This window comes from Micromonospora sp. CNZ280, from assembly GCF_011759515.1.
This window is the reverse complement of the sequence record NZ_JAAOYP010000004.1, coordinates 253,444-273,219: the sequence shown is the minus strand read 5'-3', so window position 1 is coordinate 273,219 and position 19,776 is coordinate 253,444. Positions and strand designations below refer to the sequence as shown.

Genomic DNA, 19,776 nt, shown 5'->3' with positions numbered 1-19,776 from the left:
GTCCGCCGAGCCGCCGGTCCCCGGGTTACCCTGCGGCATGATCTCGATCTCGGCCGTGCTGCTGGTGGATGGTCACGGGCGCCTGCTGCTGCAGTTGCGCGACGAGCACGCCCCGAACCATCCGAACGTCTGGGGTCTGCCCGGCGGGCACGGCGAACCGGGCGAGACCGCCGAACAGGCCGCCGCACGCGAGCTGGGGGAGGAGACCGGGCTGCGCGCCGAGCACGGGTTGCGCCTCTTCGCCCGGCAGGAACTGCCCGAGCTGGGTCGGGTGAAGCACTACTTCTGCGGTGCGACCGGCGCCGGGCAGGACGACGTGATGCTCGGCGAGGGGGCGGCGATCCTGTTCGTGCCGGCCGAGGAGGTCCTCGACGGTCGGCCGTTCACCCCGGGCACCGCTGAGGTGCTGGCCCGGTTCCTCGGCTCACCGGAGCACACCCGGCTGGCCGCGCTCGCCGCGGCCGGCCGGGTCGGTCAGGCACCTGCTGACGGTCGGCGCGGTCAGTCATCCGCCGACGGCTGACAGGTCAGCGACCCGGTGCCGGGCCGGTCGGGGAGCTGGTGGTCGGTGGCTGCCAGTCGGCGTACCGGGCCATGCCGCGCAGCGCGGTGCCGGCCGGGGTCAGTCGGATCAGGGCGTTGCGCAGCGCGACCGCCGCCGGGTGGCGCAGCTGCTGACCGAAGCGGCCGGTCCGGGCCGCCGCCCGGGCGACGGCCTGGCTGCGTGGCCGCCGCTGCCGGTCGTACGCGACCAACGCCGACGGCACGTCGACGGCACGGGCGCAGAGCGCGCCGAGTGTCACCGCGTCCTCGATCGCCTGGCACGCGCCCTGCCCCAGGTTCGGGGTCATCGCGTGCGCCGCGTCGCCGAGCAGCGCGACCCGCCCCCGCACGTACGACGGCAGCGGTGTGCCGAGGTGGAGGATGTCGTTGCGCAGCACCGCCTCCGGCGGGGTGGCCGCGAGCAGGGCCGGGATCGGGTCGTGCCAGGAGCCGAAGCGCTGGCGGACGGCGGCCAGCTCGTCCGGGGCACGCCCGCCGGGCGGAGCGGTGACCGCGCCGTACCAGTAGACCCGCCCCGCGCCGAGGGGCACCATGCCGAACTCCGCGGCCGGCCCCCAACTGATCGCGGCCGGCACCGGAGCCGGGAACGGGATCGCCGCCCGCCAGGCGGTCGAGCCCGCGTACACCGGCGCCGGGGTCTCGGGCCAGAGCCGGGCGCGCAGCACGCTGTGCAGGCCGTCGGCGCCGACCACCAGGTCGGCCCGGAGCGTGGCCCGCTCGCCGTGCCGCCGGTAGCGCACCTCGCCGGTGTCCGGGTCCACGTCGTCCACCTCGGCACCGGTCCGCAGCGCCTCGGCCGGCAGCGCGTCGGCCAGGATCCGGTGCAGGTCGGCGCGGTGGATGCCGAGCGCGGTGGTGCCCAGCACCCGGGCCATCTCGTCGGCGTCCAACCGGGACAGCCAGCGCCCGCCCGCGGTGCGGATCCCGCCGGGTGCCTGCTGCCCCCGGGCACGGACCACCGGCCCGAGCCCGAGCGCGTCCAGCCCGCGCAGCGCGTTCGCCATCAGGGTGAGCCCGGCGCCGACCTCGCGCAGCTCGGGGGCGCGCTCCAGCACCGTGACCTGCCAGCCGACCCGGTGCAGGGCCAGTGCGGCGGCCAGCCCGCCGATCCCGCCACCGACCACGACCGCGTGCGTCGCGTCCATCGCACCCGCCTCCTTCTACTCCTGTAGAAGTGCATACTACATCCGTAGAAGCGAAACCGAGGAGGGCCATGGGACGGGCGGAACGGGTGGCGTCGCTGGCCGACGCGGCGATCGAGCTGCTCGCCGAGGGCGGCATGCGGGCGCTGACCCACCGGGCGGTCGACGCCCGGGCCGGGGTGCCGCTCGGCACCACCTCCGCCTACCTGCGGACCCGCCGGGCGCTGATCGAGGCGGTGGTGCAGCGGCTGGCCGACCTCGACCGGGCCGACCTGGTCGCCCAGCGGCTGCCCGCCGACCAGCAGCCGCCGCGACCAGGACCGCCGCTCACCCCGGACGACCTCGACCGGCTCGCCATCGGCGTGGCCGAGGTGCTGGACCGCTGGCTCACCGTCGGCCGCAGCCGCACCCTCGCCCGGTACGCCTGCCTGCTGGAGGCGGTGCACCGGCCGGAACTGCGGCAGGTCCTCGAGCACGGCACCGGCCTGCGGGTACAGGCCCGCGACCTGCTCGCCCGGGCCGGTGCGCCCGAGCCGCGCCGGCAAGGTGACCAGCTGGTCGCGTTCATCGACGGGCTGCTCTTCGACCGGCTGGTCGGTGCCGGCGCGCTGAGCGCCCCGCCGCCGGGCAGCCCGGCCAGCCGGGCCGACCTCGCGGCGGCCGTACGCACCCTGCTGCGCGCCGCCACCAACCCGGCCTGACGCCGGCCCTGGCGGCGCACCCGGCACCGGGAGCAGCACTGCGCTATCGCCGCCCCGGGGCCCGCGCCGGCCGGTTCAGTCGCCGGTCGCGGCGCCGACCCGGTGCGCGCTCGGGCTCACCCCGTGCACCCGCCGGAAGGCGGCGCTGAGCGCGAACGGGCTGCCGTAGCCGACCCGGCGGGCGACCGCGCCGACCGTGGCGTCCGGTTCGCGCAGCAGGTCGGCGGCGAGCGCCAGCCGCCACCCGGTGAGGAAGGTCATCGGCGGCTCGCCGACCAGGTCGGTGAAGCGCCGGGCCAGCGCCGCCCGGGAGACGCCCACCTCGGCGGCCAGCGAGGCGACCGTCCACGGCCGGGCCGGGTCCTCCTGCAACAGCCGCAGCGCCGGGCCGACCACCGGGTCGCCGGCGGCGGCGTACCAGGCCGGGGCGGTGCCGGGCCGGGCGAACCAGGTGCGCAGCGCGGCGATCAGCAGCAGGTCGAGCAGCCGGTCGAGGACCGCCTCCTGACCGGGCGCGTCCCGGGACATCTCCTCGGCCAGCAGCGGCACCAGCGGGCTGCGCCAGTCGTCACCCGTGACCACCAGCAGCGGCGGCAGCGCGGTGAGCAGCCGCCGGCTCAGCTCGCCCGGCAGCTGGTAGGTGCCGGTCAGCATCACCGTGGCGGCGTCCGGGCCGGTGCCCCAGGTGCGCACGCCCAGCCCGGGCGTCGCGGTCAGCGGCTCGCCGCGCAGCGTGGTGCAGCGCTGACCGGGGTGGATCACCACCTGCGGCGGGGTCGCCGGGTCGTCGGCGACAATGTACGCGTCCGGCCCGCGCAGCACCGCCACGTCGCCGGGGCCCAGCCGGGCCGGCTCGCCGTCGTCCGGCACCACCCAGGCGGCGCCGCGCACCAGCGCCACCACGGTCAGCGGCGCGCGGTCCTCGATGCGCAGCGCGAACGGCGGGTCCAGCACCGACCGGAGCAGGAACGCGCCCCGCGCCCGGGCCCCGTCCAGCAACCCGGTCAGCCCGTCCACGCCCGGATCATAGCCAGCCGGGGACGGCCTCAGCGTCGGCCGTCGAGCCAGGCGACGGCCTCACGGCGGGTGTCGGCGGGCACCTCGTGGGCGCCGGCGAACTCCCGGTAGGTGACGTCGTAGCCGAGGCCGTGCAGCCGGGGGACCAGACGGCGGCTGCACACGTCGACCGGCAGGACCGGGTCGTCGGTGCCGTGCGAGACGAACACCCGGGGCCGGCCGTGGGTGACCTGTGGCGCGGCGAAGCCGGGGGAGAAGGCCACCACCGCGTCGACCAGGTCGCCGTTGGTCAGGCCCAGGGAGAGGGCGTACGAGGCGCCGTCGGAGAACCCGCCGACCGCCACCCGGTCGACCGGGTACCCGGCGAAGACGGTGCCCAGCAACCCGTCCACCCGCCGCACGTCCGGCCCGAACCCCTCGACGATCAGGTCCCAGGTGCTCGACTCGGCCTGCGGGGCGACCAGCAGCAGGCGGTGCTCGTCGGCGAGCGGGAGCAGCAGGTCCAGCCCCTGCCGGGCCGAGCCGCCGGCCCCGTGCAGCAGCAGCACCAGCCGGTACGCCGGGCCGTCGACCGGCTCCGGGGCGTACACCATGGCCAGCTGCCCGCCGTGCGGGTCGGTCAGCGACGCCAGCCCGGCGGCGGCCAGCGCGGTCGGCGGCGCCGGCCGCGCGGTCAGCCGGCCGTGCCGGGGGTTCTCCGCCGGCTGCCGGTGCGGCGGCGCGGGTTCGGCCACGGGATCATCTCTCCAGTCCTGGGCGCGGGCGTGCGCCCGCATACCCCACTGACCGGCGGCTAACCCCGGAGCACCGCCGCGCCGGCCGCTCTCCGCGACGCCGAGGGCGATGCCGGCTCAGCCGCTGGCCCGCCGGACCAGCCGGGACGGGAACACGGTCACCGGCGACGCCGGCCGGCCGGCCAGCGCGGCGGTCGCCGCGGCCGTGGCGATCTGCGCCACCGGGTGGGTCGCCGTGGTCAGCGCGGGAGTCGTCATCGCGGCGAGCGGGATGTCGTCGAAGCCGGTCACGGCGACGTCCCCGGGCACCCCGACGCCGGCGCCGCGCAGCCGGTCGATCACCCCGAGCGCGGTGGCGTCGCTGATCCCGACGATCGCGTCCGTGTCCGGCCAGCGAGCCAGCACCTCGCCGGCCGCCACCCGCCCCCGGCGCGCGGTGAAGTCGCCGGGCACCAGCCGCACCGGCAGCCCCGCGTCGCGCATCACCTGCCGGTACGCCCCGACCGAGCGGCCGGCGCAGGACAGCCAGCCCGGACCGGTCACCATGGCGATGCGGCGCCGCCCGGTGGCGTACAGGTGCCGGACCGTGGCCGCCGTGCCGCCGCCGTTGTCCACGTCGAAGGAGGGCACGTCGGCGGAGCCGATGCCGATCGAGGCCACCCGGCCGCGCAGCGCCCGGGGGATCGCGGCGAGCATCGCCTCGGTGGTGTTGACCAGGACCAGCCCGCCCACGCTGCGGTCCTCGGCCAGCCGGCGCAGCCCGGCCGGCTCACGCGTCGGCAGCCAGTGCAGCGCCACCCCCAGCCCGTACGGGGCGCAGACCCGGGCCGCCGCGCCGACCACCCGGTCGACGTACGGGTCGTCGAGGACGGTCGCGTCGGCGCCCCCCACCACGACCACCAGCCGCACCCCGCTGCCCCGCACCAGCGCCCGGGCGGCGGGGTTCGGCACGTACCCGAGCCGGTCGGCGGCCGCGGTGACCCGGTCCCGGGTGGCCGGTGCGGCGTACCCGGTGCCGGCGAGCACCCGCGAGGCGGTGGCCCGGGAGACCCCGGCAGCGGTGGCGACGTCCTCGAGGGTCGGTGGTCGGCGTGCCGTCGTCATCGCTGTCCTCCCCGTTGTCGGCCGCCCCCCCCGGCGGTGCCCGACGGCATCATCCCGCGCTGCGGGCCCGGTCGGTAAGGGGTGGAACCGGATTGTGGTGAGAACGCTCTCAGGTGTGCGATCAAGCGGCAGACCGTCCACCGGAAGGAAACCCGTCGTGAGTCCCGCCGCCGCCCCACCCGCCGCATCGGCCCGACCCGTACCCCGGTCGGTGCTCGCCGCCCGCACCGGTGTGGCCGTGGTGTTCGCTCTCAACGGCCTGGCCGTGGCCACCTGGTTCGGCCGGGTGCCGGCGGTCCGCGAGGCGCTCGGGCTGTCCGCCGGCCGGCTCGGGCTGCTGATGCTCGCGCTCTCCGCCGGTTCGCTGCTCGCCATGCCCACCGCCGGCCTGGTGGCCCAACGGCTCGGCACGGCCCGCACGGTGGCCGGGTCCACCCTGCTCGTCGCGGCGGGCCTGACCCTGGCCGGGGCGGCCGCCGGCCTCGGTTCGCTGACCGGGGTCGCGGTCGGCCTCTTCGCGCTCGGCTACGGTTCCGGCACCTGCGACGTGGCGATGAACGTCGAGGGCGCGGCCGTGGAACGGCGGCTCGGGCGTACCGTCATGCCCCGTTTCCACGCGGCGTGGAGCCTCGGCTCGGTGGCCGGCGCGGCGCTCGGCGCCGGGGCCGCCCGCCTCGGTGTGCCGATCGCCGCCCACCTGGCCGCGCTGGCGGCGGTGGTGCTGGTCGGCACCGTGCTGGCCGCCCGGTCGTTCCTGCCGGTGACGGAGAGCGCGGCGGCCCCCGCTCCGGCCAGCCGCCGGCGGGACCTGCTGGCCGCCTGGCGGGAGCCGCGCACCCTGCTGGTCGGCCTGCTGGTGCTGGTGATGGCGTTCGCCGAGGGCAGCGCCAACGACTGGCTGGCGGTCGCCTTCGTGGACGGCCACGGCCTCAGCGAGGCGGCCGGCGCCGCGGTCTTCGGCGTCTTCGTCGTCGGCATGACGCTGGGCCGGACGGTCGGCACCCTGGCGCTGGACCGGTGGGGGCGGGTGCCGGTGCTGGTCGCCACCATCCTGCTCGCCACCCTCGGCGCCGGTACGGCGGTGCTGGCCGGATCGGGCCCGGTGGCGATCGCCGGCGTCGCGCTCTGGGGCGTCGGCGCCTCGCTGGGTTTCCCGGTCGGGATGAGCGCGGCGGCCGACGACGAGGAGCGCGCACCGGCCCGGGTCAGCGTGGTCGCGGTGATCGGCTACACCGCGTTCCTCGCCGGGCCGCCGCTGCTCGGGATGCTCGGCGACCGGGTCGGCACGCTGCACGCGCTGCTGGTGGTGCCACTGCTGCTGCTGCCCACCCTGGCCCTGGTCCCCACCCTGCGCCCCCCGACCCGCTGACCCCACCCCGCCGCGCCGGTCGCCACGATCGCCGGCTGGACGGCGCTCGGCGCCTCCTTCCCGGCAGACGGTCACGGTTCACCGTGCAGGGGGCTCCCAGGGAGTGTGCAGGGGGTTGCCAGGGGCCGGTGGTGCACTGGGAGGGCGAGGAGAGGAGCGGGGCATGGGCTGGTTCAGCCGGCGGCCGCGGGCCGCCGAGGGCGCGGTGACGAAACTCGACCGGGAGGCGACCCGGGAGGACCTGGCGGCGCTGGAGGCGTTCGTGACCAGCCGCCGTGGCGTGGAGTTCTACCTGGAACCGGAGACCACGGCGACGGACACCACGGTGGTCGCGATCGCCCACGACGGCGAGTGGATCCGCCGCCGGACCGGCACCCCGCGGGCCGCCGGGGCGATCGCCCGCAAGCACGCGGTGCCGCTGTACGAGGCGGCCCGCACCGGCTACCCGGAGCGGATGCGGGCCTGGAACCGGGCCCACCCGGAGCGGCGCGCCCGCTGAGCGGGGATCAGCCCGCGGCGGCGACCGCCGCCCGCGCCTCGGCCAGCGTCATCGGCGGCTCGTGACTGGCCACGTACCAGTGGACGTCGTCGGTGAGCAGCCGGCGCACCAGGGCGAGGTCGGGACGGTCCGCCGGGGTGCGCAGGTGCGCCGGCGGCGGGTAGTAGGCGTCGCCGAGCAGCAGCACCCCCGAGTCCGGCACGGTCACCACCGTGGAGTCCGGCGCGTGGTTGCCCCCGACGTGCCGCACCCGTACGCCCACCGGCAGCTCCAGCTCGTCGGTGAAGGTCCGGGTGGGCGGCAGCACCGCGAAGCCCTCCCACGAGTCGACCGCCAGCGCCCGGGCCCGGAAGCTCGGGCCGAGCCGAGGGTTGGCCCGCACCTGCTCGCGCAGGTACCGGTGGCTCCACGGCCGGTCGGCCTCCGCGCGCAGCAGCCGCTCGCCGGCGACGTGCCCGACGATCTCCACGTCCGGCCAGGCGCAGGCGCCCCAGACGTGGTCCCAGTGGTGGTGGGTGTAGACCAGCCAGCGCGGTGGCGGCAACCCGGCGGCACGCAGCGCGGCCTGGATTTCCCGGGCGTGCGCCGGGCTCTGCCCGGCGTCGATCAGCACGCTGCCGCGGTCGTCGGCGACCAGCGCGACGCCGGCCTGCACGTTCGCCGGATCCGGGTCGCCCGCGCAGCGCCAGACCCGGCCGGCGAGGTGCTCGAACCCCATGTCGATGATGGCGGCAACTCCTCGAACGCGACGCGACGGGTTGTGGCCCGATCCTAGACGAGTAGTTCCGAAATCCGGTCAGTGGTCGTAGGCGATCAGGGATCGGGTGACGGGTGCGCCGGTCTTGTTGTTGTGCCAGATCGCTGCGGCCATGGCCAGGAGACGTTGAGCCACCCGCGCGGCGACGCCGGCGAGGGTTCGTCCGCCGTGTTCTTCCAGGTCAAGCTGGCCTTTGAGGGTGTCGTTGACCGACTCGATCAACTGTCGGACCTTCTTGAGCATCGGCTCGCCGTAGCGGGCCTTCTCCGGCTTACGCGACGGGCGGAGCAGCTCGATGCCTTGCTCGGCCAGTTGCCGCTCGAACGGCTTGGACGCGAAGCCCTTGTCCGAGATCAGCAGGATCCCGTCGTGCTCGGCGACCACACCGGCCTCGACCTGAAGCATCGCGGCGAGGACTTCCCGTTCGCCGATCTTCGGGTTGGCCAGGGCCCACAGGATCGGCATTCCGGTCGGGGTGCAGACCAGGTACAGCCGCAGGCCCCAGAAGAACCGGGAGTGGGAGGCGCAGTAGCCGTAACCGGCCCAGCCGGCAAGGTCCGAGCGTTGCACCGTCGGGCGGGACATGCCACACGGGACCGGGGTGGAGTCGACGATCCAGTGGTTGTCGAACCAGAAGTCACTGTCACGGGCCAGATCCCGGATCACCTGTTTGACCAGCGGCAGCGCCGCGCGGAGGCGCTTGTTGTACCCGGGGCGCTGGGGCAGGTACGGGAACATGCCGGCCAGGTGGACACGGGCGTAGCGGATCCAGTGGGCCTCCGAACGGGCGCCGAGCAGAACCTGCGCCACGGCCAGGCAGACCAGTTCGGAGTCGGTCAACAGCGGCGGCCGGCCCCGCCACCGGGGCGTGCGGATGCTGTCGTCGATCTTCACGTACAGTGCGGTCAAGAGGGTATCCAGGTCTTGCGTCACAACATGATCATGGATGCCCTCTCTTCATGCCCAGACATCGACCCCTGACTTCGGAACTACTCGTCTAGGCGCCGCCGTTCGCGGGCTCGCCGTCGGGCGGTCAGCCGGTGATTGCCCGGGCGAGCGCGTAGCCGGCGGTGGCCGCCGCCAGCCCGGCGGCGAGGCTGGCCGTGACGTTGAGCAGCGCGGCCAGCCGCCGGCCGGCGCGGGCCAGCCGCAGCGTCTCGTAGCTCAGCGTGGACCAGGTGGTCAGCGCGCCACAGAAGCCGGTGCCGACCAGCGCGCCCACCGCCGGGTCCGCCGGCAGCCCGGTGACCAACCCGAGCAGCAGCGACCCGGCCACGTTGACGGTGAGCGTGCCCCACGGGAAGGCCGAGCCGAGCCGCGCCTGCACGGCCCGGTCGGTGAGGTAGCGCAGCGGGGCGCCGACGGCCGCGCCGAGCGCGACGAGCAGGGCGGTCACCGCCGGCCTCGCAGCACCCGGTCGGTCGCGGCGTCCCCGGCCCAGACCGCGAGCAACGCCCCGACCAGGGTGGCGGTCAGGTACGCCAGCGCGGTGGCCGGGGCGCCCGCCAGCAGCGCCCGGTGGACGTCCACGGCGTAGGTGGAGAAGGTGGTGTAGCCGCCGAGCACCCCGACGCCCAGGAACGGACGCGTCAGCGGCCGCCCGCCGCCGGCCCGGTCGAGAACGGCCATCAGCACGCCGATCAGCAGGCAGCCGCTGAGGTTGACCCCGAAGATCGCCCACGGGAGGCCGTCCGGTGGGTGCGGGAACGCCGCCTGCAGGCCGGCCCGGGCCAGCGCGCCGAGCGCGCCCCCGGCGGAGACCGCGCCGAGGACCGCCGCCGGGTGCGCGGTGAGTTCGCGCCGGTCAGCGGGTACGCGCAGGTCGACGTCGGGATCGATCCGCGGCGGCTCGGCCGGACCGGTCACGTCTCCTCCCCAACCGCGGGTGGCGCCGCCGGCCGTCCGGCAGCGGGCGCCAGCATAACGTCCGGCGCGGAGGTCAGCGCACCGCCGCCACGGCGGCGTCGGTGCCGCCGCGCCAGAGCGTGCCCACCTCGGTGAAGCCGGCCTCGGTCAGCGCGGCCAGGTGCCAGGAGGCCGGCGGGTTCCACTCCGGGCTGTGCCCGGTCGGGTAGATCTCGCGGCGGCGGGCGACCAGCGGGCCGAGCGCCGGATCGGCCGCCGCCCGCTCCCACCAGTCCGACCAGGACAGCACGGAGCCGGCGGCGTACCGGGCGTCGCGGCGGTCGCGGGCGCGGTCCAGCAGGCGCTTGCTGAGTTGTGGGAGGCCGTCGTCGGGCATGTGGTCGGCGTTGAGCAGGAGGCCGCCTGGGCGCAGCAGGTCGCGCAGTTCGGCGTAGAGCCGGGCCAGCCGGTCGCCCGGCAGCCAGTGCAGGGCGGTGGCGGTGAGCACGGCGTCGTACTCGTACTCCCGGTGCGGCAGCGCGGCGGACCAGTCGGGCCGGTTGAGGTCGGCGGTCACCACGGTGACCCGGTCGCCGAGGGTGGCCCGGGCGATGGCGAGCAGCGCCGGGTCCAGGTCGACCAGGGTCACCTCGGCGTCCGGGAAGCGGTGCAGCGCCCGCTGGGAGATGGTGCCGGTGCCACCGGCCAGGTCGAGCAGGCGAAGGCTCCCGCCGTCGAGGATCGCGTCGACCGCGTCGAGCATCGCGGTGAACCGGTGCTCCCGGTCCGGCAGGTACGCCTCCTGCTGGCGGTCCCAGCTCTCCTGCCAGGCCGCCGCGTTCGTCAAGTAAGGAGTCATGCGGATCAGGCTAGTTACATCAGTGGGTCCGGTCCAGACCTTGTTGCCAACAATTTGCAATAGCGAGAGAATGGCGAGGCGATGGTTGGGTGCGGGGTTGGGCCGGAGGTCGGCTCGACCCCGCACCGCTTCCGCCGGCGCCGTGGGCCGCGTCACCCGGGCCGGCCGTTGACCTCAACCGCGCTTCATCTTCGAGGCTGGTCGTATCAGCGAGCGAAGTGGAGGGTGACATGCGGGTGGTCGAGGTGACGGCGTTCGGGGGACCGGAGGTGCTGGCGCTGACCGAGGCGCCGGAGCCGGTGCCCGGTCCCGGCGAGGTGGTCGTGGCGGTGGCCGCCGCGGACGTGCTCTGGGTGGAGACGATGATCCGGCGCGGCCAGGGTGGGACGTACTTCCCGGTGCGGCCGCCGTACCGCCCGGGGGTGGGGGTGGCCGGCACGGTCGGCGCGGTCGGCGCGGGGGTCGACCCGGGCTGGGCCGGCCGGCGGGTGGTGACCCGCACCGACGAGCGCGGCGGCTACCTGGAACGGGCGGTGGTGCCGGTCGACGGCCTCGTGCCGGTGCCGGACGCGGTCCCGCTCACCGACGCGGCCGCGCTGCTGCACGACGGGGTGACCGCGTTCGGGCTGCTCGATCTGGTGCCGGTCCGCTCCGGCGACCGGGTGCTGGTCACCGCCGCCGCCGGTGGCCTCGGCGCGGTCCTGGTGCAGCAGGTACGGGCCACCGGCGGGTTCGTCGTCGCCGCGGCCCGCGGCCCGGCGAAGCTGGCCGCGCTGCGCCGGCTCGGCGCGGACCTGGTGGTCGACTACCACGAGCCGGGCTGGACCGACCGGGTGCGCGCCGCCGCCGGCGACATGGACGTGGTCTTCGACGGCGCCGGGGGCGACTACGGTCGGGCCGCCTTCGACCTGGTGCGCGCCGGCGGCCGGTTCTCCGCGCACGGCACCCCGGCCGGGGCGTTCGCGATCCCCGATCCGGAGGTCGCCCGGGCCCGGCGGATCACCGTCACCGGCATCGCCGACGTGCAGTTCACACCGGAGCAGGCCCGCCGGCACCTGCGCGCCGCGCTCGACGCGGCGGCGGCCGGGCGGATCACGCCGCTGATCGGGCAGACCTTCCCGTTGCACCGGGCCGCTGACGCGCACCGGGCCGTCGAGGGCCGGACGGTGATCGGCAAGGCGCTGCTCACCGTCTGACCACCACCGCCGCGGGCGCCACCCGGCGGTGGTGCCCGCCCGGCGGCGGGCGTACGGTACCCGGATCGGCGGGCGCGTGACCTCCCGACGCCGGGGCGCGGTGACCGCGCGGGCGTGGACGGGTGGGTACCCGGCCAGCCGCCCGCGCCAGGAGCCAGGAGGTAGCGATGCAGGACCGGACCCCTCGCCCGGAGGACCTGGAACCGATCGAGCGGGCCGGCGTCGACGAGCTGCGCGCCCTGCAACTGCAGCGGCTGCGCTGGTCGCTGCGGCACGCGTACGACAACGTGCCGCACTACCGGCGGGCGTTCGAGGCCGCCGGCGTGCATCCCGACGACTGCCGGGAACTGGCCGACCTGGCCCGCTTCCCGCTGACCGGCAAGGCCGAGCTGCGGGAGAACTACCCGTTCGGCATGTTCGCCGTGCCCCGCGAGCGGATCGCCCGGCTGCACGCCTCCTCCGGCACCACCGGCCGGCCGACTGTGGTCGGCTACACCGCGGCCGACCTGAAGACCTGGGCCCGGCTGATGGCCCGCTCGATCCGCGCCTCCGGCGGCCGCCCCGGCGACCGGGTGCACGTCGCGTACGGCTACGGGCTGTTCACCGGCGGGCTCGGCGCGCACTACGGCGCCGAGGAGCTGGGCTGCACGGTCATCCCGGTCTCCGGCGGGATGACCGAGCGGCAGGTGCTGCTGATCCGCGACTTCGAGCCCGAGGTCATCATGGTCACCCCCAGCTACATGCTGGCCATCGTCGACGAGATGGAGCGGCAGGGCGTCGACCCGCGCGGCACGTCGCTGCGGGTGGGCATCTTCGGCGCCGAGCCGTGGACCGAGGACATGCGCCGGGAGATGGAGCGGCGGCTCGACATGCACGCGGTGGACATCTACGGCCTCTCCGAGGTGATGGGCCCCGGCGTGGCCAACGAGTGTGTGGAGACCAAGGACGGCCTGCACCTGTGGGAGGACCACTTCTACCCGGAGATCATCGACCCGGTGACCGGCGAGGTGCTGCCCGACGGGGAGCGGGGCGAGCTGGTGCTCACCTCGCTGACCAAGGAGGCCATGCCGGTGGTCCGTTACCGCACCCGGGACCTCACCCGGCTGCTGCCCGGCACCGCCCGGCCGATGCGCCGGATCGAGAAGATCACCGGCCGGACCGACGACATGATGATCGTGCGCGGGGTGAACGTCTTCCCGACCCAGATCGAGGAGTTGATCCTGCGTACCCCGCAGCTGTCGCCGCACTTCCAGTGCGTGCTCGCCCGGCAGGGGCGGATGGACACGCTGACCGTACGGGTGGAGCGGCGCGCCGGGGTGGCCGTCGACGCCGCAGAGCGGGCCGGCGCGGAACTTGTCGACCTGGTCAAGAACACCATCGGGGTGAGCGTGGCGGTCGACGTGATCGCCCCGGACGGCGTGGAACGGTCGATGGGCAAGATGCGCCGGATCGTGGACCAGCGGCGGGCCGGCTGACGTGGGCGAGGCACGCAACGCCGCGTACGACATGTTCGACGCCGACGCGGCCTCCCGCAGTCTCGGGATCGAGCTGGTCTCCGCCGCCGAGGGCGCGGCGGAGGCCCGGATGCGGGTGACCGGCGCGATGGTCAACGGCCACGCGATCGCCCACGGCGGCTTCGTGTTCCTGCTCGCCGACACCGCCTTCGCGCTGGCCTGCAACAGCCACGGCCCGGTCACCGTCGCCGCCGGCGGCGAGATCACCTTCGTCCGGCCGGCCCGGGAGGGTGACCTGCTCATCGCCCGGGCCACCGAACGGACCCGGTACGGTCGCAGCGGCATCTACGACGTCACGGTGTCCCGCGGGGACGGCGAGGTGGTGGCCGAGTTCCGCGGCCGCAGCCGCACCGTCAACGGGCAGCCGGGCTGAGCGGCGGCCCCGCCGGCTGGTGGTGATCGCCTAGCATCGGCGCCATGCGCGTCCTGGTGGTCTCCGCGCCGTTGATCGGCCACGTCTTCCCGCTCGTCCCGCTGACCGTCGCGCTGCGCGACGCCGGACACGAGGTGCTGGTCGCCACGGCCGCCGACGGGCTGGACGTGGCCCGCTCCGGGTTGCCGGTGCGGGACGTCGCGCCCGGGTTCGACTTCGGCCGCATCGCCCGGGGCATGCTGCTGCGCCACCCGCTGGTGGCCCGCGCCGAGCTGGCCGGTCGGGCCGGCACCCGGGGCGCCGGGCTGCTCTTCGGCGCGGTCAACGACCAGCTCGCCGACGGGGTGGTCACGCTGGCCGAGCAGTGGAAGCCGGACCTGGTGGTGCACGAGCCGTTCGCAGTGGCCGGGGCGGTTGCCGCCGCCCGACTCGGCGTGCCGGCGGTACGCCACGAGAACGCCCTCTTCGACGGCCGAGAGCTGGTCCGGGCCACGGTCGAGCGGCTCGCCCCGGCGTTGCGCCGGCACGGCCTGGCCGAACTGCCCCCACCGGCGGCCGCCGTCGCGGTCGCCCCGCCCAGCGTGCTGCGCCAGGACGGCTGGCCGATGCGCTACGGCGCGTACGTCGGCGGTGGCGACCTGCCGGACTGGCTGCGCGAGCCGGGCGAGCGCCCCCGGGTGCTGGTCAGCCGCAGCACCGTGGCCGGGCCGGGCGGCGGAGGCCCGATGCGCGCGGTGGTCGCTGCGGCCGGTCGGGTGGACGCGGAGTTCGTCCTGGTCCGGCCGGACGAGCGGCTGGCCCGGGCCGCGCTGCCCGACAACGTCCGTACCGTCGGCTGGATCCCGCTGCCAGCGGCGCTGGCGGCCGGCGCGGCGCTGGTGCACCACGGCGGCGCCGGCAGCGTCCTCGGCGCCCTGGCCGCCGGGGTGCCGCAGCTGGCCACGGTCGGCCCGGGCGACCGGCGGCAGAACGCGGAGCTGGTGGCGACCCGGGGCGCCGGCATCGCCGCCGCCACCCGCGAGATCACTCCGGCGACGCTCACCCGGCTGGTCGCCGACGCCGCGCTGCGCGACGCCGCGACGCAGGTCAGCCGGGAGATCGCCGCCATGCCGGAGCCGGCCGACCTGGTGCCCCGGCTGGCGGCGCTGGCCTGACCGGAGGCGCCGGCGGCCACGCGTGGCGCGGCGGTCCTGTCGGTGGTCTCGGGCACGATGGGCCGATGCGACACATCGTCCTCTTCCACTCGGTGTACGGGCTGCGTCCGGCCGTGTTGCGCGCCGCCGACGAGCTGCGCGCCGCCGGGCACGAGGTCGCCACCCCCGACCTGTACGGCGTGCCGCCCGCCGACACGGTGTCCGACGGCTTCGCCCTGCTCGACGAGATCGGCCAGGAGGTCGTGCTCGACCGCGCCCGGGCGGCACTGCGCGACGCACCGGCCGACGCCGTGCTGGCCGGCTTCTCGATGGGCGCCGGGGTGGCCGGCGCGATGCTCGCCGAGCGTCCCGACACCGCCGGGCTGCTGTTGTTGCACGGCACCGGCGGCGCGCCGGAGGCGGTCCGCCCCGGCCTGCGGGTGCAGTTGCACCTGGCCGACCCGGACGAGTACGAACCGCAGGACGAGGTGGACGAGTGGCGGCGGGCGATGACCGCGGCCGGCGCCGCCGTGGACGTGTACCGCTACCCGGGTGCCGGGCACCTGTTCACCGACCCGGACGTGCCCGACCACGACGCGCGCGCCGCCTTGCGGGCCTGGGACCGGAGCCTGGCCTTCCTCACCGGTTAGCCGCCCGGCGGCCGGCCGTGCGGCGATCCTTCGCCGGCGACCGAACGGTCCGCGCCCTACCGTCGCTGCCCATGAACACAGCGACGGAGAGTTCCCCGGCCGCCGGCGTCGCCCCGGACCACGTGGCGATCACCCCGAGCATCCTGTACTTCGGCACCCCGGTCGTGCTGCTGTCGACGGAGAACGCCGACGGCTCGGTCAACCTCGCGCCGATGTCGTCGGCCTGGGCGCTCGGTCAGGTCGTCGTCCTGGGGCTGGGCCGGGCCGGGCAGACCGGCCGCAACCTGCGGCGCCGTCCCGACCTGGTGGTGAACCTCCCGGGCCCGGCCCTGTGGGCCGCGGTGGAGCGGCTGGCCCCGCTCACCGGACGACGCGACGTGCCCGAGCACAAGCGGGGCGCCTTCCGCTTCGAGCCGGACAAGTTCGCCGCCGCCGGCCTGCGTCCCATCCCGTCCGAGCTGGTCCGGCCGCCCCGGGTCGCCGAATGCCCGCTGCACCTGGAGGCCCGCGCGACCCGGGTACGGCCCGACGCCGAAGGAGACTTCCTCATCGTCGAGGCCCAGGTGCTCAAGGTCCACGCCGACCCGCGGGTCGTGGTGCCCGGCACCCAGCACGTCGACCCGTCGGCGTGGAGCCCGCTCATCTACAACTTCCGCCACTACTTCGGTCTGGGCGACGAGCTCGGCCACAGCTTCCGCTCCCAGACCCCACGCCCCCGTCCGGGAAGCGAAACGCTCTCCGGGTAAGCCGGCCGGGAAGCCCGTCGCGGCGCGGGCCGGCCACCCGCGCCACGTCGGCTCGCTTGGCGGGCTCGGCCCGCGCGGCGTCCGCCCGAGCAGCGCCGCGCCGGCTCGCGCCGGATCGGACCGGCCCGCGCGGCGCCGGCCCGGTGGTGCGGTCAGCCGAGCCGGGCCAGCTCGTCGGGGGAGAGCCGCAACGCGCCGGCGGCGACGTTCTGCGCCAGATGCTCCGGGTCGCCGGTGCCGGGAATGGCCAGCACGTGCGACCCCTGGTGCAGGGTCCAGGCCAGCCGCACCTGGTGCGGGGTCGCGCCGTGGGCGCGGGCGACCTCGCGTACGGCCGCGTCGTGCTCGGCGGTGGCGCCGGCCTCGCGGCGTTCCCCGGCCAGCGCGAAGAAGGGCACGAACGCCACCCCCCGCTCCCCGCAGACCCGCAGCAGGTCGTCGGAGCTCCGGTGTGCGTCGACGGCGTACGCGTTCTGCACGCACACCACCGGCGCGATGGCCTGCGCCTCGTCGAGGTGGTCGACCCGGACGTTGGACAGCCCGAGGTGGCGGATCAGTCCGGCGTCCCGCAGCTCGGCGAGGGCGGCGAAGCGCTCCGCCACCGAGTCGTCGCCGGGCCGCCGCACGATCCGCAGGTTCACCACGTCGAGGTGGTCGCGGCCCAGCCGGCGCAGGTTCTCCTCGACCTGCCGGCGCAGGTCGGCGGGGCTGGTCAGCTCGCCACTCCAGGCCGAGGTGCGGTAGTCGGGCCCGACCTTGGTGGCGATGACCAGGTCGTCGGGGTAGGGGTGGAGGGCGTCGCGGATCAGTTCGGTGGCGTACCGGACGGGACCGGTGCCCACCCGCAGCGGCCCGCCGGGAGAGAAGTAGAAGGCGGCGGTGTCGATGTGGTTGACGCCCAGCTCGACCGCCCGCCGCAGGACGCGGACGGCCAGGTCCCGGTCCGGGTTCGCGGTGAGGCGCATCGAGCCGAACCCCATTCGGTGCACGCTGCGGTCGCCCAGGGTCCAGCTGCCCGCGGCGGCCGCGGTGATCTCGTCGGTAGGCATCGGGCGAACCTAACCAACGGCACTGACCTGCGCACTCGGCCGCGCACCCGATACCGCCCGGGGGTGTCGACTGATAGCTTGGATCGTGGGGAGAGCCGGGCATCCGGGCCGCCGTCAGGCGGCCGCCCGGGCCGGCGCCCGAACCGACGGTGTACGCCGGCGTCCCGCCCCCACCTCGCCCGCATCCGCTCCGCCGTTCCGGAACCGGGCGGCATGCCGCCGGACCTCCCCGCCTGCCGCTGTTGCGGGGCCGCCGCGGCACGCTCTTCCGGGGTCGCCGGAGCGGGGTCGTTCGGCCGCCGGCGATCGCAGCGGAACCACCGTCGGGCGGGACGGCCGGGCCGGGTGCGACGGGCGGTGCCGGTCCCGCTCGCCGGCGGGCCGGGTGGTGGCCAGGCCCGGCGCGGGCCGTGCCGATGCGCCGCTGGGCCGGTGCGCGGTCATCGGAATCCGCGTGGGGGCGGCGGGTACCGGCGTGCCGGTGGAGCGGCGGGACGTGCCCGGGTGGACGGTCATCGGGGTGGGCGCGGACGGGCGGCGCGCCGGTGCGCCGCTCGGTCGGCGGGCCGTCACCGGGTTCGGCGGGGGCGTGGCGGGTGGCGGCGCGGCGGCGGATCGGCGTGGAGCGACCAGGTCCGGCATGGTGTGTGCCCCGGCGGCGGGCGCCGGTGCCGGCCCGGGACGCGGCGGCGTCTCGCCGGCGCGGCGGGCGAACTCGGCCCGTACCGCCCGGGGCAGCCGGGCGTAGGCGACCTGGCGCACCACCGCCTCGGCGACCGCGTACCCGCCGGCCCGGCGGGCGGCCAGCAACCCGAGGGCGACCAGCGACCGCAGCACCGGCCGGGCCCGTCCCGGCGCCCAGTCGAGCAGCCGGTCCACGGTCGGCGCGGGGCAGGCCGCCGCCCGGCTGGCCACGGCCATCAGCGCCGCCCGTTGGTCGCCGTCGAGCCGGTCCAGTCGCGCGTCGACGGCCCGGCGGACCGGCTCGGGCACCGGCAGGTCCGCCGCGTTGTCCGCCCCCTCGACCAGCGACCGGACGTACGCCGCCGCGTGGCCCGGACTGCCCCCGACCAGAGGCAGCAGGCGGTCCGCCAGCGCGACCGGCCGGCCGGTCCGGCGGAGCAGGTCGCGCAGCAGCCGGTCGCTGTCCACCGGGCCGAGCGGCCGCAGCTCGACCGGCGCGGAGGGCTCCGGCAGCGGCTCCGCCCACTGCGGACGGTGCGCGGTGACCACCGCCAGCGGCAGGCGCCGCGCGGTGGCCGCGGCGAGGAGCGCGCGCAGGAAGGCGGTCACCTCCGGCGCGGCGCGGTCCACGTCGTCCACCGCCACCACCACCGGCTGCCGGGCGGCCAGGGCCAGCAGCGCCACCCGCCAGAGCGCCGCCGCGTCGGCCGCGTCGGGCGCGTCCGGCCGGGCCACCAGTCGGGCCAGCGTGGCCACGGTCACCGGCAGGCGTTCGGGCGGCACCAGGCCGGCGAGGGCGGTGCCGAGCCGCCGGCGTACCCAGGCGGGCGGGTCGGTGGCGCGGAGGCCGACGAAGCCGCGGACCAGCTCAGCGACCGGTGCCAGCGGATGATCCGGGTACGGCAGGCAGCGCGCCACGCACCAGCGGACCGCCACCGTGTCCACCGTCGCCACCGACCGGCTCAGCTCGTGCAGCAGCCGGCTGCGTCCGCTGCCGGCCGGGCCGACCAGGGACACCCAGCGCGGGCGGCGGTCCCGTACCGCCCGGACGATCTGGTCCCGGGCGGCGGCCATCTCCCGGCGCCGGCCGAGGAACGGGCCGTCGTGCCGTACCGGGGCCGGCCGCACCGGCGCGGAGGCGTGCCAGACGTCGACCGGCGACGCCTTGCCGGCCATCGCCACCGGCGGGACGCGGCGCTGCTCGACCAGGCCCGCGGTGGCCCGGTGGGTGGCCGCGCAGAGCGCCACGCCGCCGGGCGGGGCGTACTCCTGGAGCCGGGCCGCGGTGGTGATCACCGCGCCGCTGGCCGCGCCGTGCCCGCCGTCGCGGGCGCCGGCCAGGTCCACCACCGCCTCGCCGGTCGCCACCCCGATCCGCACCCGCAGCCGCGGCCCGCCGGCCAGCGCCCGCCGGTCGAGCGCCCGCTGGATCTCCAGCCCGGCCCGCACCGCCCGGTACGCGTCGAAACCGTCCGAGTCGCGGGCGCCGAAGAGCGCCATGACCGCGTCCCCGATGTACTTCTCGACCACGCCGCGCCACCGCCGTAGCACCTCGCCGACCGTGTCGAAGTAGGCCCGTTGCAGGGTGCGGACGTCCTCCGGGTCCAGCCGGTCCACCAGCGCGGTGGATCCGACGATGTCGACGAACAGCACGGTGACCGTCCGGCGTTCCTCGGGCACCGGCCAACGTACGGACGTGGCCGGCGTCGCGGCGATGGTGGTGGGCATGGACACCGCCTCTCTCCCCGTTCCTGGCTGATGACGTTCGGAGACTGTCACCACCGGGCCGACGGGGGATCGGCAGAACGACGTATGTCGGCCGCGCGCAACCTTTGGTCGC

General features: G+C 76.5%; 21 protein-coding genes. 10 read left to right on the top strand and 11 right to left on the bottom strand.

The features are described 5' to 3' along the window. Positions 1–37: 37 nt before the first annotated feature. Positions 38–523 (top strand): NUDIX domain-containing protein, encoded by a 486-nt coding sequence (locus FHX32_RS28435; protein WP_167189971.1) that lies wholly within the window; start codon positions 38–40, stop codon positions 521–523. 4 nt (positions 524–527) lie between these two features. Here FHX32_RS28435 and FHX32_RS28430 read toward each other — a convergent pair whose 3' ends face one another. Next, entirely contained in the window at positions 528–1,709 is a 1,182-nt protein-coding gene (locus tag FHX32_RS28430; RefSeq protein ID WP_167189968.1) for an FAD-dependent monooxygenase, read from the bottom strand. A gap of 68 nt (positions 1,710–1,777) precedes the next feature. Between FHX32_RS28430 and FHX32_RS28425 the strand changes: the two genes are divergently transcribed. Beyond that, complete coding sequence (locus tag FHX32_RS28425) at positions 1,778–2,407, top strand: TetR family transcriptional regulator (protein WP_167189965.1); 630 nt, start codon at positions 1,778–1,780, stop codon at positions 2,405–2,407. 75 nt (positions 2,408–2,482) lie between these two features. Here FHX32_RS28425 and FHX32_RS28420 read toward each other — a convergent pair whose 3' ends face one another. The 3 genes from FHX32_RS28420 to FHX32_RS28410 all read right to left on the bottom strand — a co-directional run bounded on the left by FHX32_RS28420 (position 2,483) and on the right by FHX32_RS28410 (position 5,262). Then, on the bottom strand, positions 2,483–3,424 hold the full coding sequence (locus FHX32_RS28420) for an AraC family transcriptional regulator (RefSeq protein ID WP_167189962.1): 942 nt from the start codon (positions 3,422–3,424) through the stop codon (positions 2,483–2,485). Between the two features lie 29 nt (positions 3,425–3,453). Further along, positions 3,454–4,158: an alpha/beta hydrolase gene (locus FHX32_RS28415; RefSeq protein ID WP_486481376.1), complete on the bottom strand. Its 705-nt coding sequence runs from the start codon at positions 4,156–4,158 to the stop codon at positions 3,454–3,456. 117 nt (positions 4,159–4,275) lie between these two features. Beyond that, complete coding sequence (locus FHX32_RS28410) at positions 4,276–5,262, bottom strand: LacI family DNA-binding transcriptional regulator (RefSeq protein ID WP_167189956.1); 987 nt, start codon at positions 5,260–5,262, stop codon at positions 4,276–4,278. 157 nt (positions 5,263–5,419) lie between these two features. Between FHX32_RS28410 and FHX32_RS28405 the strand changes: the two genes are divergently transcribed. Together FHX32_RS28405 and FHX32_RS28400 are read left to right on the top strand one after the other, a co-directional pair. After that, on the top strand, positions 5,420–6,631 hold the full coding sequence (locus FHX32_RS28405; RefSeq protein ID WP_167189954.1) for an MFS transporter: 1,212 nt from the start codon (positions 5,420–5,422) through the stop codon (positions 6,629–6,631). Positions 6,632–6,794: 163 nt separating this feature from the next. Continuing rightward, positions 6,795–7,130, top strand: a complete 336-nt coding sequence (locus tag FHX32_RS28400) for a hypothetical protein (protein WP_088994030.1) — start codon at positions 6,795–6,797, stop codon at positions 7,128–7,130. Positions 7,131–7,137: 7 nt separating this feature from the next. On the opposite strand, the gene FHX32_RS28395 is transcribed toward FHX32_RS28400, so the two are convergent. From FHX32_RS28395 to FHX32_RS28375, 5 genes are all read right to left on the bottom strand, one after another. After that, on the bottom strand, positions 7,138–7,848 hold the full coding sequence (locus tag FHX32_RS28395) for an MBL fold metallo-hydrolase (RefSeq protein WP_167189950.1): 711 nt from the start codon (positions 7,846–7,848) through the stop codon (positions 7,138–7,140). A gap of 78 nt (positions 7,849–7,926) precedes the next feature. Further along, positions 7,927–8,820 carry an IS982 family transposase gene (locus FHX32_RS28390; RefSeq protein ID WP_167189947.1) on the bottom strand — a complete coding sequence of 298 codons (894 nt, stop codon included), beginning with the start codon at positions 8,818–8,820 and terminating at the stop codon, positions 7,927–7,929. Positions 8,821–8,920: 100 nt separating this feature from the next. After that, complete coding sequence (crcB, locus tag FHX32_RS28385) at positions 8,921–9,283, bottom strand: fluoride efflux transporter CrcB (protein ID WP_167189944.1); 363 nt, start codon at positions 9,281–9,283, stop codon at positions 8,921–8,923. After that, positions 9,280–9,753 carry a FluC/FEX family fluoride channel gene (locus tag FHX32_RS28380; RefSeq protein ID WP_167189941.1) on the bottom strand — a complete coding sequence of 158 codons (474 nt, stop codon included), beginning with the start codon at positions 9,751–9,753 and terminating at the stop codon, positions 9,280–9,282. Before FHX32_RS28380 ends, crcB begins: the two co-directional genes overlap by 4 nt. A 73-nt stretch (positions 9,754–9,826) precedes the next feature. Then, the gene (locus tag FHX32_RS28375; RefSeq protein ID WP_167189938.1) at positions 9,827–10,591 is read right to left on the bottom strand and encodes a class I SAM-dependent methyltransferase; all 765 of its coding nucleotides are present in this window, start codon (positions 10,589–10,591) and stop codon (positions 9,827–9,829) included. Between the two features lie 218 nt (positions 10,592–10,809). On the opposite strand from FHX32_RS28375, the gene FHX32_RS28370 reads away from it, so the two are divergent. The 6 genes from FHX32_RS28370 to FHX32_RS28345 all read left to right on the top strand — a co-directional run bounded on the left by FHX32_RS28370 (position 10,810) and on the right by FHX32_RS28345 (position 16,203). Continuing rightward, on the top strand, positions 10,810–11,787 hold the full coding sequence (locus FHX32_RS28370; protein ID WP_486481375.1) for a zinc-binding dehydrogenase: 978 nt from the start codon (positions 10,810–10,812) through the stop codon (positions 11,785–11,787). A gap of 167 nt (positions 11,788–11,954) precedes the next feature. Next, a complete protein-coding gene (paaK, locus tag FHX32_RS28365) occupies positions 11,955–13,262 on the top strand; it encodes a phenylacetate--CoA ligase PaaK (RefSeq protein ID WP_167189932.1) in 1,308 nt (435 codons plus the stop codon). 31 nt (positions 13,263–13,293) lie between these two features. Beyond that, positions 13,294–13,674, top strand: a complete 381-nt coding sequence (paaI, locus tag FHX32_RS28360; protein WP_167190959.1) for a hydroxyphenylacetyl-CoA thioesterase PaaI — start codon at positions 13,294–13,296, stop codon at positions 13,672–13,674. Between the two features lie 44 nt (positions 13,675–13,718). Further along, positions 13,719–14,828 (top strand): nucleotide disphospho-sugar-binding domain-containing protein, encoded by a 1,110-nt coding sequence (locus tag FHX32_RS28355; RefSeq protein WP_167189930.1) that lies wholly within the window; start codon positions 13,719–13,721, stop codon positions 14,826–14,828. A 65-nt stretch (positions 14,829–14,893) separates the two neighbouring features. Continuing rightward, entirely contained in the window at positions 14,894–15,457 is a 564-nt protein-coding gene (locus tag FHX32_RS28350) for a dienelactone hydrolase family protein (RefSeq protein ID WP_167189927.1), read from the top strand. A 71-nt stretch (positions 15,458–15,528) separates the two neighbouring features. Then, positions 15,529–16,203, top strand: a complete 675-nt coding sequence (locus FHX32_RS28345) for a flavin reductase family protein (protein ID WP_167189924.1) — start codon at positions 15,529–15,531, stop codon at positions 16,201–16,203. Between the two features lie 152 nt (positions 16,204–16,355). Here the strand turns inward: FHX32_RS28345 and FHX32_RS28340 are convergent, their stop codons facing one another. Both FHX32_RS28340 and FHX32_RS28335 read right to left on the bottom strand, forming a co-directional pair. After that, positions 16,356–17,252 carry an aldo/keto reductase gene (locus FHX32_RS28340; protein ID WP_167189921.1) on the bottom strand — a complete coding sequence of 299 codons (897 nt, stop codon included), beginning with the start codon at positions 17,250–17,252 and terminating at the stop codon, positions 16,356–16,358. A 114-nt stretch (positions 17,253–17,366) separates the two neighbouring features. Next, positions 17,367–19,664 (bottom strand): AAA family ATPase, encoded by a 2,298-nt coding sequence (locus FHX32_RS28335; protein ID WP_167190956.1) that lies wholly within the window; start codon positions 19,662–19,664, stop codon positions 17,367–17,369. Positions 19,665–19,776: the final 112 nt, after the last annotated feature.